We start from the raw sequence: 11,897 nt of genomic DNA on the forward strand, positions 1-11,897 counted from the left end.
TGTGCGGCGCCCCTCGCTCGAGGTTGTGGATAATGGCTGTGCGGTACTCACCGATCCACCGCGGCGAAGCGCGCAGATTTGCTCTGTGCGCCGTCGCGACGTACCCTTAGTCGGTTGACTTATGCCTTTTCGGCAGTTCCCAAAATTGTCTCCGGTCGAAGTGAATCCGGCGGCAGCATTCCCGGAGTGATCTCATGAGCAAGCGCACCTTCCAGCCCAACAACCGTCGCCGCGCCAAGAAGCACGGCTTCCGCGCCCGTATGCGTACCCGCGCGGGTCGTGGCATCCTCGCCGCGCGTCGTGCGAAGGGCCGCACCGAGCTCTCCGCGTAATCCGCTGTGCTCGCCCGCGCCTATCGGCTGACCCGCGGGAGCGACTACCGGTTGGTCGTTCGTCGCGGTTCACGCTGTGGCGGGGCGCGCGTCATCACCTCGATGATGACGACGGATGAGAGCAGGGCCGCGCGTTTCGGCTTCATCATCAGCAAGCAGGTCGGGGGAGCGGTGGTTCGAAACACCGTTCGACGTCGACTGAAAGCTGTGTGCGCCGAAGCGCTGTCTCGCGTACCCCAGGGCACGGATGTCGTCATCCGTGCCCTTCCTTCGTCTGCGACCGCGACCTATGCCGAGCTCCAGGCCGACGTCGAGCGCTGCTTCTCCCGACTCGCACCGGCGGTCGCACGATGACCGCGTTGCCGGCATCCTCCATCGGGACGGGACACCTGCACACGGGTGACCTGGTGCGCAGCATCCCGCTCATCCCGCGGAATCTCGTGCTCGGGTTCCTCGCCGGGTACCGCAAGGTGATCTCGCCGATGTATGGAGATGTCTGTGCGTACTACCCCTCCTGTTCCGCTTACGCTGTAGGTGCGGTGCAACAGCACGGTGCCGTGCGGGGAACACTGCTCTCGGCATGGCGCATCCTCCGTTGCAATCCCTGGACCCGCGGGGGCGTCGATGACGTGAAACCGCACGAACACTTCCGCCACGACCTGACCGCCCATGGTTTCGTCGTTCCCGCTCGAAAGGACTGACCGGTGGGTCTCGACCTTCTGTTCGCCAGCGTCTCACCGTCGCCGGCCCCCTCCTCCGGAGGTTTCGATCTGATCGGAACCATCCTCTGGCCGCTCAAGTGGCTGGTCGAGCTGGTGCTCGTCGCCTGGCACTGGCTGCTGACCGCCGTCGGTCTGCCTGCGGCGTCGGGCATCACCTGGGTCCTGTCGATCGTCGGGCTCGTCATCGTGGTGCGTGCTGCTCTGATCCCGCTCTTCGTGAAGCAGATCAAGAGCCAGCGAAAGATGATGGAAATCGCTCCTGAACTGCGGAAAGTCCAGGAGAAGTACAAGGGCAAGCGTGACCAGCTCAGCCGAGAGGCCATGAGTCGCGAGACCATGGCGCTGTACAAGAAGCACGGCACGACGCCGATGTCGAGCTGTCTTCCGCTCCTGGTGCAGATGCCGGTGTTCTTCTCGCTCTTCAGCGTGCTCAGCGATGTCACCAAGCACCACGCGGCCGGCATCGGTGGTGTGGGCCTGCTCAACGCCGAGCTCACCGAGCAGTTCTACGACGCCAAGCTGTTCGGTGTGGCTTCGCTGCACGAGACGCTCGGCAACGCGGTCGACGCCGGGAACACCACGGCGATCATCATCCTCGTCACGCTCGTCGTGCTCATGATCGGTTCGCAGTTCTTCACCCAGCTGCAGATCATCTCGAAGAACCTGTCGCCCGAGGCCAAGACGGGCCAGGCGTACCAGATGCAGAAGATCATGCTCTACGTTCTGCCGCTGGGCTTCATCTTCTCGGGTATCTTCTTCCCGCTCGGCGTCGTCGTGTACTGGTTCATCTCGAACCTGTGGACGATGGGGCAGCAGTTCCTCGTCATCCGCGAGATGCCGACGCCGGGATCCGAGGCAGCCAAGGCACGAGAGGAGCGCCTCGCTCGTAAGGGCAAGGCGATCGACTCCTCGGGCAAGGTCGTTCCGATGGCCGCCTACGAGGCCGAGCAGAAGCGTCTGTTCGACGAGGCGGAGAAGGCCAAGGCCGAAGCGCCGAAGCGTCAGCAGCCGGTGGGCAAGAAGCGCGCGAAGAAGAAGGGCTCCTGATGAGCGAGAGCGTCACCGAGAACGTCGAGCCGACCGTAGCCGAGCTCGAGAACGAGGGCGACATCGCCGCTGACTACCTCGAGGAGCTGCTCGACATCGCCGACATCGACGGCGATTTGAACCTCGATGTTCGCCAGGGACGTGCGTATGTCTCGGTCGAGGCGGAGGGTGATGGCCTCAGCCTCCTGTCGGCTCCCGACACCGTTCAGGCACTGCAGGAGCTCACGCGTCTCGCCGTGCAGAGCAAGACCGGATCCTTCTCCCGGCTGATCCTCGATATCGGCGGCTCTCGCGACACGCGCCGTCGTCAGCTCGAGACGCTGGTGGATGCCGCTGCGTCGAAGCTCGACGAGGGCGCGTCGCAGGCGTCGCTGCCCTCGATGTCGAGCTACGAGCGCAAGCTCGTGCACGACATCGCTGCGGAACGAGGACTCGTCTCCGAGTCGTACGGGGAGGGTGCGGACCGTCACACGGTTCTGCGCCGTCGCTGACGTCGAACGGTCGACTTCGGATGTACTCGGTATGAGTGGGCTCGAGCCAGAACCGGCCGTTGCGGTCATGCTCTTCGGGGATCGGATCGACACCGCACGCGCCTTCACCGAGGCGCTCGCCCGCGAGGGAGAGCAGCGCGGATTGATCGGCCCGTTGGAACTGCCACGGCTGTGGACGCGTCACATCCTGAACAGTGCGATCGCGGCACCGCTGTTCCACGGCACGGTTGCCGATATCGGCTCCGGCGCTGGACTCCCGGGTCTCGTCCTGGCGATCGCCCGGCCGGACGTGCACTGGACTCTCGTCGAACCGATGGAGAGACGCGTCACGTGGTTGACAGAGCAGGTGACGGAGCTCGGCCTCGACAACGTCGAGATCTTGCGCGCTCGTGCCGAGGATGTGGACCGGCCCGGCGGCTTCGACGTGGTGACGGCGCGCGCCGTCAGCGCTCTGCGTACATTGCTTCCTCTGACGGCGCCGCTCGTGCGCGATGGGGGAGAGGTGACTCTCCTCAAGGGGATGAATGCGGCGAACGAGATCGACGCCGCGCAGAAGCAGATCAAGAAGTACAAGCTCAGCGATGTGCGGGTCGAGGTGCTCGGTGAGGGTGTTCTCCCGGAGATCACCCGCGTCATTCGGGCTTCTGTACGCGCCTGACGCTCGACGTTTCACGTGAAACACCACGCGTGATCGCGATGAATCAGACCGTTCTCGGTCGAGGGGAGCGCCGGAATGGGCTGGACACTGCGGCCGAGTAGGGCGGCTGACGGGGCGTGGATCGCCGAGCTACGCGCCGTCGTTATGCGTCCGGATCTTGAACGTCTCGACAGGTACGACTCGACTTGGGTTCGCGAGCGATTCCTGAGGGCTTTCGTACCGGACAACACCTGGGTGATTGTGGTCGATGGGCAGGACGCGGGGTCCGTAGCCGTTCGCGATGAGTCGGATGCGGTGTGGATCGAGCATTTCTACCTGGACCCTGGTGTGCAGGGGAGGGGTGTGGGCACCGCGGTTCTCACTCGGGTTCTGGAGCAGTATGGCGCTGGGTGCGCGTTCCGCCTGAATGTGTTGCAGGGGAGCGCTGCTCGTCGTCTGTATGAGCGTCATGGGTTCAGGCTCGAGAATGAGGATGCTGTCGACGTCTTCATGATTCGCGAGGGTGCGCAGCTCGACGCCAGCCGTTTCACGTGAAACATGCGTCATGAAGTCGTCGGTCTGGTCTGCGGGGCCGTGTGTTTCACGTGAAACATTCACCGCTCTCGACGCCCCCTCGTTACACTCGCGCTTTACGCCCATGCGCAGAGCGCGTTGGCGAGCGGGTGTGCCCATGGGCGCTGCGCCCTACTGCACCCGTCTGAAAGCCACGCGATCTTCCTGCCCCTGGGTGGGTCAGTACCGAGGTGCCCTCCGAAGCAAGCTAAGAGGCGCTCCTCCACCGCAGTGGCACTAGGCGACGCCGTACTCGCCAAGTCGGCATGTGGCTCGCATGAGGGGGTTTCGCGTGGCACTTTCGCTCTTGAGCCCGGCTCAGTGCCTCGAGGCATGGCTCGCGAGGGTGGAAGTGAGTTCCGTTTGTCCCGCTGCCGCCGACGGGCTGCTGCCATGTGGGTCGCCCCTGCACGCTCCTGAGTCCTCACTTCTGTCCGGTCTGCGTCAGGCCGTGATGCACGCTGCGAGAGCCAGCCTGTTTGGAATCCGACGCCGTGTGTTTCACGTGAAACACACGGTTTCGTCGACCGGGTCACCTGGAAGAGTTGAAGGGAAGCACGCAGACGGTTCGCGCTTGTCCGGACCCCGATCACCCGTTCGATTCGCTCACACGCCACGGATAACGTCGCTCTGGGGGAGTGACCGCATCCTCGATGGGTTGTCGCATCCGAGCGGTGTGACGCGATCTTCAGTGATCCAAGCGCGAGCAGACGTCATGCGGGACCACCGCCGCGTGTCCATGTGGGACGCGCGCTACTCCTCGCCGGGATGACGGCGACCGGAATCCCGTTCGCCGTTAGGACGGGTCGTTACGCTCATCGGCCATCGACCCGCCTTGCTCGGCCTCGCCCCATCTACTCAACTGAGAACGGTCAAGTGCATCACTTCTTTGAACACCCGAACGCGCACGCGCTCGGGTGTTCACGTGACACACGTGTTTTCGCTCGCCAGGGTGGCGACCGAGGTCTCTTGCGTCAAGGGTACGGGTCGTCACGTCCTCCACCTCACCTCGCATCGCCCACTCCGGGACCGTGAGGTGGCGCTTTGTCCTTCCGGATATGTCCGACCCTCGCAACCTGGTGTTTCACGTGAAACGTGCGCCTTTGTGCCGGGATGATGACCGCGGAAGCCCTTCGTCGGGCCGCCCACGTTTATGGCGCCAGCCAGCGAATGTCGCTCGAGAACGGCGAGATACTCTCCCCGACGTCTCGCCAAACTCTCACTCTCTCGTGTTTCACGTGAAACGTGCTTGATCTCAGGACGGTACCAAGGACGCCTTCGTCGGACTGCCTCACCCAGCGCAACAGCTGGTGTACCTCGCTCGAGACGGTGAGTTGCTCTGCCTTCGCGCCTCGCCAAACTCTCACACTTTGGTGTTTCACGTGAAACGTGCGCTTTATGCCGGGACGATGCCCGCGGACGCCTCGCGTCGGGCGACCACGAATGTAGCGATGGCTGGACCCTGTCGCTCGAGAACCGCGAGCTGCTCTCCCTTGGTGCCTCGCCCTACTCTCCTACAGTGGTGTTTCACGTGAAACGTGAGCTGCGCTACGCTGCGCCGGACGGTGACAACGGAACCGCTCGTCACGAGACCGGGTCGTCACATTCACATGGCGGTGTCGCCTGTCTCGCTCAGCGGGCCGTGAGGTGCGCCGCGTTGGGCCCGCCGGATTCCGCGGCTCTTGCGTTTCATGTGAAGCGTGTGTCCAGCCTCCCCACCGAACATGTGTTGAGTGTGACCTTCGCCCCTACACCGCCCGGGCAGTGGTCCTCGCGTGATGATCCAAGACGGTCTGGGGTAGGGCATTGAGGCACATTACGTGCGTACCCATTCCTGACAGGGAGTCTGCTCACGATGAAGGTGCGGCGGTCGGGTGGCTCACCGACGCTTGCGTCACGCCGACGGCAGCTCCGGGTGCGTGACCACGTGGCACCTGAAGCTCTGAGGGGCAGACACCACGCCACCCTCAGCACGTGGAGATGCTGACAGCCCTGTGGCGGTGACGGGCTTTCGGGAGTGCGCCACCTGCACACCCCAGGAGACCCCCGGGAAAGCCGCGACACACCGCGCCGGTGGTCATGGAAACGACCCCTCGGCATTCCGACGTCGGTCCAAGCGATTAGAGTGGAACGCGGCCCCGAAAGGAGTGGATGTTTCACGTGAAACAGTCCCAAAAGGCATCCCCGAGCGAATCGTTCGGGATGGATACACCGCTCGCGCGGGAGCTCGCCGACCTGTCAGCTCGACGTCGCGCTCTGGAGTCTACGAAGGTGGATTTCTCCGGAGAGACGCGGGTGATGACGGTCTCCAACCAGAAGGGTGGGGTCGGTAAGACCACCACCGCGGTGAATGTGGCATCGGCCCTCGCCGGGTTGGGGGCGAAGGTCCTCGTGGTCGACCTCGATCCGCAGGGGAACGCGTCGACGGCACTCGGAGTTCCGCACAACGCGGAGACCGCGAGCATCTACGACGTGCTGATCGAGGGCACCCCACTCGCCGAGATCGTTCAGCAGAGCCCCGAAGACGAGAACCTCTTCTGTGCGCCGAGCACGATCCACCTCGCCGGCGCCGAGATCGAGCTCGTGGCTCAGGTCGCTCGCGAACACCGCCTGCGCACAGCGCTCGACGAGTACCTCAAGAGCACGCCGCTGGATTTCGTGATCATCGACTGCCCGCCGTCCCTCGGGCTTCTCACGATCAACGCGTTCACCGCGGCATCCGAGGTCTTCATCCCCATCCAGTGCGAGTACTACGCGCTGGAAGGCCTGAGCCAGCTTCTCGGCAGCATCCAGATGATCCAGAAGCACCTGAACCCGGGTCTGCACCTCTCGACGATCTTGTTGACGATGTACGACGGACGCACCCGCCTGGCGCAACAGGTGGCCGAGGAGGTGCGCGGTCATTTCCCTGAGCAGGTGCTCACGACGATGATCCCGCGATCGGTGCGCGTGTCGGAAGCCCCGAGTTTCGGTCAGACGGTGATCGCCTACGACGGTCAGTCCGCCGGCGCGATCGCATACCGTGAGGCCGCTGTCGAAATCGCGTCGCGTGCGACGCAGAGCAAGGAGAAATGATGGCGAAGCGCACTGGTCTGGGCCGCGGAATCGGCGCACTCATCCCCACGGCCGATCAGACGGAGCGTCCGGTCGACGTGTTCTTCCCCGGCGCGAGCATCCGCCCGTCGGAGTCGACGACCACAGCCGAGACTCCGGTCGAGGATGCGGATGCGGATGCCGTGGACCTCACCGTCGTGCCGGGTATCCACCTCGTGCAGGTCGACCCGAACACGATCGTCGCCAACCCGCGCCAGCCGCGTACGCACTTCGATGCCGATGATCTCGCCGAGCTGGTGCACAGCGTGCGCGAGTTCGGCGTGCTGCAGCCCGTCGTCGTACGCACCAACTCCGAGGGTGACTACGAGCTCATCATGGGGGAGCGGCGCACCCGTGCCGCTCGGGAGGCCGGTCTCACCGCGATCCCCGCGATCGTGCGCGAGACCGCCGACGAGGATCTGCTGCGTGACGCACTGCTCGAGAACCTCCACCGCTCCGAGCTCAACCCGCTGGAAGAGGCGTCCGCGTACCAGCAGCTGCTCGAAGACTTCGGCATCACACAGGAGGAGCTCGCCACGCGCATCGGTCGCTCCCGTCCTCAGATCAGCAACACCATCCGTCTGCTCAAGCTGCCGGTGCCCGTGCAGCAGCGCGTCGCGGCCGGGGTGCTGACCGCGGGCCACGCCCGCGCGATCCTCAGCCTCGAGACGCCCGAGTCGATGCAGCGCCTCGCCGACAAGGTCGTGAACGAAGACCTCTCGGTGCGCGCGACCGAGGAGGCCGCGAAGACCCAGTGGAGCAGCGGAACCAAGGCGGCGAAGGCCACCCCCGGAGCGCGCCGCGCCTACCTCGATGAGGTCGCCGGTAAGCTCGGAGATCGCCTCAATACGCGGGTCAAGATCTCTCTCGGCTCACGCAAAGGCCAGGTCACGATTGATTTCGCGTCGATCCAGGATCTGAACCGCATCCTCGGTGAACTCGGCGAGGAGAGCTACGGCAACTGAGCCGACCGCATCGCAGAGAAGCGCGTCCGAGCCCCCGAACCGCGGGGAGTCGGGCGCGTTTCTCGTTCACGGCCCGCGATGTCAAGCACCCCCGCGAAGTTCTCCGGAGTTCTAGACTCGCTGAGGACGACCCACGGGAGGGCAACATGTCAGCGACAGCATCCGGATCCGGCATCAAGGGGAAGGTGATCGCGATCAGCATCGCCGCGGCCCTCGGCGGATTCCTCTTCGGATTCGACACTGCGGTCATCAACGGTGCGGTGGACGCTCTCGCGGGCACCCAGTCGGGCTTCGACCTCGGCGCCGGCCTCAAGGGCTTCGCCGTCTCGTCGGCCCTCATCGGTTGCGCGGTCGGAGCGTGGTTCGCCGGCCCACTGGCGAACCGGTACGGACGCATCCCCATCATGGTCGTGGCGGCGGTCCTCTTCCTGGTCTCGTCGATCGGTTCCGGTCTGGCCTTCAGCGTCGTCGACCTGATCATCTGGCGCATCGTCGGCGGACTGGGTGTCGGCGCAGCATCCGTCATCGCACCGGCGTACATCGCCGAGGTCTCTCCCGCCAGCATGCGTGGTCGACTCGGCTCCCTGCAGCAGCTCGCCATCGTGACCGGTATCTTCGTCGCGCTGCTGTCGGATGCCCTGCTCGCCGAGGTCGCCGGCGGGGCTGCCGAGTCGCTGTGGGGCCTGTACGCCTGGCGGTGGATGTTCATCGCGGAGGCGATCCCCGCGATCGTCTACGGCATCATGGCGCTGAAGCTCCCGGAATCTCCGCGCTACCTCGTGCGCAAGGGCGACATCGAGAAGGCGTCCGAGGTACTCACGACCGTCACGGGGACGGTCGACGTGAAGGCCAAGATCTCCGAGATCACCGGCACGATCGACACCGAGAAGAAAGAATCCCTGCGCGACCTGCGCGGCAACCGCCTCGGTCTCAAGCCGATCGTCTGGGTCGGCATCCTGCTGTCGGTCTTCCAGCAGTTCGTCGGCATCAACGTGATCTTCTACTACTCGACGACCCTCTGGCAGTCGGTCGGGTTCGGTGAATCCGAGGCGCTGTTGATCACGGTGATCACCTCCGTGACGAACATCGTGGTCACGATCGTCGCGATCCTGCTCGTCGACAAGGTCGGCCGCCGCATCATGCTGCTCGTCGGATCGGTGGGCATGACGATCTCGCTCGGTCTCATGGCCCTCGCGTTCTCGTTCGGCACCCTCGATTCCGCCGGTGCCGTCACGCTGCCCGAGCCCTGGTCGACCGTGGCGCTGATCTGCGCGAACGCGTTCGTCGTCTTCTTCGGCGCGACCTGGGGTCCGCTCGTGTGGGTGCTGCTGGGTGAGATGTTCCCGAACTCGATCCGCGCGGGAGCCCTCGCAGTCGCGGCGGCGGCGCAGTGGGCCGCGAACTTCTTCATCTCGACGACCTTCCCGGCGTTCGCCAACATCGGACTGCCCTTCGCCTACGGGTTCTACGCCTTCTTCGCACTGCTGTCGTTCTTCTTCGTGTACTTCAAGGTCGCCGAGACCAAGGGCAAGGAGCTCGAGGACATGAGCGAGGATGTGAAGGTCGAGCGCCGACCCCGTCGCGCACGCGCGTAGGCTGGAAGGCATGAGCGAGTCCGTCCCCCGTCGCGCCAGCCTGGAAGTACTGCGTGCCGAGGCATCCGACGAACTCGCCGTGATCGTGCAGGAGCGCCTGCTGGGCGGGGAGGACCCGTGGGAGTTCATGGAGGAGCTCCCCAGCATCGATGAGCTCGTCGTCTACCTGCTGCGTGCCGACAACATCAGTGCGAACGACGGCGTGCGTCCGAACGAAGCCCGGCACTACCGGGTGCTGCGGCAGATCGCGCTCGAGTACCCGGAGCTGACGCCGGCCGTCTGGGGTCTGCTCGACGACAAGCAGCGCTACCGCCGGTGGGATCCGACGGTCGCGGACGCCTCCTGACGATGCCGCGGATGCTCGTCGCCTACGATCCGTCGTGGCCCGAGCAGTTCAGGGCCGCCGCCGGTCAGTTGCGATCTCACGGCGACCCGGACTGGGTCATCGAGCACATCGGCTCGACCGCGATCCCCGGCATGCGCGCGAAGCCCGTCATCGACCTCGCGGTGCGGATCGCGGATGCGGAGGACTTCGAGCGCCATCGGGATGCGCTCGAGGCCGCCGGATGGCAGCGGGGGAGCGCAGTGCGCAGCCACCCCGTGATGGTCCGCGAAACCGAAGGCGTACGCACGCACATCGCGCACTTCTTCGCGGCGGCGGACTGGGATGCCGTCAACCAGAGGATCCTGCGGGACTGGTTGATCGAGAACCCGGCGGATGCCGACCGCTACCGGCATGCGAAGTGCGATGCCGTGGCCGCCGCCGCCCGTGGCACGTCGAACTACAACGCCGCGAAGAGGCCGGTGATCCAGGAGATCGTGGATCGCGCGCGTGGGGCGCGGGGGTTGCCGTCGGTGGACGTGTCGGACAAGTAGGCGCGGGGTGGGCCCTTCGACAGGCTCAGGGACCCAGTCGACGGAGAGAGCGAGGCCTTCGACAGGCTCAGGGGCCAAGTGACGGGGCGGGGGCCCTGCAGACAGTCTCAGGGACCCAGTCGACGAGGGGAAAGAGAAGGGCCGCCACCCTCCGAAGAGAGTGACGGCCCGAAACTTCTCAGACTCAGCCGATGAAGGCCGCGAGGTCCTTCTCGAGGGCCGGCTTCGGCTTGGCGCCGATGATGGTCGTCTTGACCTCACCGCCGTGGAACACCTTCATCGCGGGGATCGAGGTGATCTGGTACTTCATCGCCAGCTCGGGGTTCTCATCGACGTTGAGCTTGAGGATGGTGATCTTGTCGGGGTTGTCGGCCTGGATCTGGTCCAGCACCGGGGCGACCATACGACACGGTCCGCACCACTCGGCCCAGAAGTCCACGAGAACGGGACCTTCGGCCTGCAGTACGTCCTGCTCCCAGGTCGCCTGGCTCGTAGCCTGTGCACTCATCAGAGTTTCTCCTTGTTCGAGGTTCGTCGGATACAACAGCCGACCGGGGAAAAGTGTTCCCGCGGGTCAGGCGGTGATGATCTCAGCAGCTTCGGCGGCCGGGAACTCGACCGAGGCGTCGTCAAAATCCGCGAGGAAGTGCTCGGCGTCGAGGGCGGCGACCGTTCCGGAACCGGCAGCCGTGATGGCCTGGCGGTACGTCGGGTCGATCACGTCGCCCGCGGCGAAGACGCCGGGAACCGAGGTGACCGAGGAGCGGCCGTCGACCCAGATGGTGCCCTCGGCGGTGAGCTTCAGCTTGTCGTGCACGAGGTGCGTGCGCGGGTCGTTGCCGATGGCGACGAAGAGGCCGTCGAGGGGCAGGTCGCGCAGCGTGCCGTCTTCGGTGGAGCGCAGCTGCACGCCCTCGACGGAGTCCTTGCCGAGGATCTCGGCGACTTCGCTGTTCCAGATGAACTCGATCTTCTCGTTCGCGAAGGCGCGCTCCTGCATGATCTTCGAGGCACGGAGGGTGTCCTTGCGGTGGATCACGTAGACCTTGTCGGCGAAGCGGGTGAGGAACGTGGCCTCTTCCATCGCGGAGTCGCCGCCGCCGACGACCGCGATCGTCTTCTCGCGGAAGAAGAACCCGTCGCAGGTCGCGCACCACGAGACGCCGTAGCCGGAGAGGCGCTCTTCGCCCTCGATGCCGAGCTTGCGGTAGGCCGAACCCGTCGCGTAGATGAGGGTCTGGGTCTCGTGCACGGTGCCGCTGCCGAGCGTGACCTTCTTGACCGGTCCGTCGAGCTCGAGGGACGCGACGTCGTCGTAGACGACCTCGGTGCCGAACTTCTCGGCCTGCTCCTGGAACTTGGCCATGAGATCGGGGCCCTGGATGCCCTCGGGGAAGCCGGGGTAGTTCTCGACCTCTGTGGTGTTCATCAGCTCACCGCCGACCTCGACCGAGCTCGCGATGAGCAGCGGCTGGAGGTTCGCGCGCGCCGCGTAGATGGCGGCGGTGAAACCGGCGGGGCCGGAGCCGATGATGACGACCTGACGCATGAAATGCTCCCTGTGAG

14 protein-coding genes are annotated in these 11,897 nt (G+C 65.2%); 12 read left to right on the forward strand and 2 right to left on the reverse strand.

What is annotated here, in order from left to right; translation table 11 throughout:
• Window positions 1–194: 194 nt before the first annotated feature.
• From rpmH to ACIPVN_RS10250, 12 genes are all read left to right on the forward strand, one after another.
• A complete protein-coding gene (rpmH, locus tag ACIPVN_RS10195) occupies window positions 195–332 on the forward strand; it encodes a 50S ribosomal protein L34 (protein ID WP_013584598.1) in 138 nt (45 codons plus the stop codon).
• A gap of 6 nt (window positions 333–338) precedes the next feature.
• Window positions 339–686, forward strand: a complete 348-nt coding sequence (rnpA, locus tag ACIPVN_RS10200) for a ribonuclease P protein component (protein WP_400442592.1) — start codon at window positions 339–341, stop codon at window positions 684–686.
• Window positions 683–1,033 (forward strand): membrane protein insertion efficiency factor YidD, encoded by a 351-nt coding sequence (gene yidD / locus ACIPVN_RS10205; RefSeq protein WP_400442594.1) that lies wholly within the window; start codon window positions 683–685, stop codon window positions 1,031–1,033. The genes rnpA and yidD overlap by 4 nt, the downstream gene beginning before the upstream one ends.
• Before the next feature lie 3 nt (window positions 1,034–1,036).
• The gene (gene yidC, locus ACIPVN_RS10210; RefSeq protein ID WP_336641408.1) at window positions 1,037–2,101 is read left to right on the forward strand and encodes a membrane protein insertase YidC; all 1,065 of its coding nucleotides are present in this window, start codon (window positions 1,037–1,039) and stop codon (window positions 2,099–2,101) included.
• Window positions 2,101–2,592 carry a protein jag gene (locus tag ACIPVN_RS10215; RefSeq protein WP_400442596.1) on the forward strand — a complete coding sequence of 164 codons (492 nt, stop codon included), beginning with the start codon at window positions 2,101–2,103 and terminating at the stop codon, window positions 2,590–2,592. The genes yidC and ACIPVN_RS10215 overlap by 1 nt, the downstream gene beginning before the upstream one ends.
• A 31-nt stretch (window positions 2,593–2,623) precedes the next feature.
• Entirely contained in the window at window positions 2,624–3,250 is a 627-nt protein-coding gene (rsmG, locus tag ACIPVN_RS10220; RefSeq protein WP_400442598.1) for a 16S rRNA (guanine(527)-N(7))-methyltransferase RsmG, read from the forward strand.
• A 144-nt stretch (window positions 3,251–3,394) separates the two neighbouring features.
• Window positions 3,395–3,784: a GNAT family N-acetyltransferase gene (locus ACIPVN_RS10225; RefSeq protein ID WP_400443354.1), complete on the forward strand. Its 390-nt coding sequence runs from the start codon at window positions 3,395–3,397 to the stop codon at window positions 3,782–3,784.
• Window positions 3,785–5,953: 2,169 nt separating this feature from the next.
• Window positions 5,954–6,877, forward strand: coding sequence for a ParA family protein (locus ACIPVN_RS10230; RefSeq protein WP_400442600.1), 924 nt, complete (start codon window positions 5,954–5,956; stop codon window positions 6,875–6,877).
• A complete protein-coding gene (locus tag ACIPVN_RS10235) occupies window positions 6,877–7,860 on the forward strand; it encodes a ParB/RepB/Spo0J family partition protein (RefSeq protein WP_400442602.1) in 984 nt (327 codons plus the stop codon). Before ACIPVN_RS10230 ends, ACIPVN_RS10235 begins: the two co-directional genes overlap by 1 nt.
• Window positions 7,861–8,006: 146 nt before the next feature.
• A complete protein-coding gene (locus ACIPVN_RS10240; protein WP_400442603.1) occupies window positions 8,007–9,455 on the forward strand; it encodes a sugar porter family MFS transporter in 1,449 nt (482 codons plus the stop codon).
• A 10-nt stretch (window positions 9,456–9,465) separates the two neighbouring features.
• A complete protein-coding gene (locus tag ACIPVN_RS10245) occupies window positions 9,466–9,801 on the forward strand; it encodes a tryptophan synthase subunit alpha (RefSeq protein ID WP_247633423.1) in 336 nt (111 codons plus the stop codon).
• Window positions 9,802–9,812: 11 nt separating this feature from the next.
• Window positions 9,813–10,331, forward strand: a complete 519-nt coding sequence (locus tag ACIPVN_RS10250) for a GrpB family protein (RefSeq protein WP_400442605.1) — start codon at window positions 9,813–9,815, stop codon at window positions 10,329–10,331.
• Window positions 10,332–10,515: 184 nt separating this feature from the next.
• Here ACIPVN_RS10250 and trxA read toward each other — a convergent pair whose 3' ends face one another.
• On the reverse strand, window positions 10,516–10,839 hold the full coding sequence (trxA, locus tag ACIPVN_RS10255) for a thioredoxin (RefSeq protein ID WP_400442606.1): 324 nt from the start codon (window positions 10,837–10,839) through the stop codon (window positions 10,516–10,518).
• Between the two features lie 66 nt (window positions 10,840–10,905).
• Window positions 10,906–11,880 carry a thioredoxin-disulfide reductase gene (gene trxB, locus ACIPVN_RS10260; RefSeq protein ID WP_400442607.1) on the reverse strand — a complete coding sequence of 325 codons (975 nt, stop codon included), beginning with the start codon at window positions 11,878–11,880 and terminating at the stop codon, window positions 10,906–10,908.
• Window positions 11,881–11,897 lie beyond the last annotated feature (17 nt).

Origin of the sequence: Microbacterium sp. NPDC090003, assembly GCF_044748385.1 — a bacterium.
GTDB lineage: Bacteria > Actinomycetota > Actinomycetes > Actinomycetales > Microbacteriaceae > Microbacterium.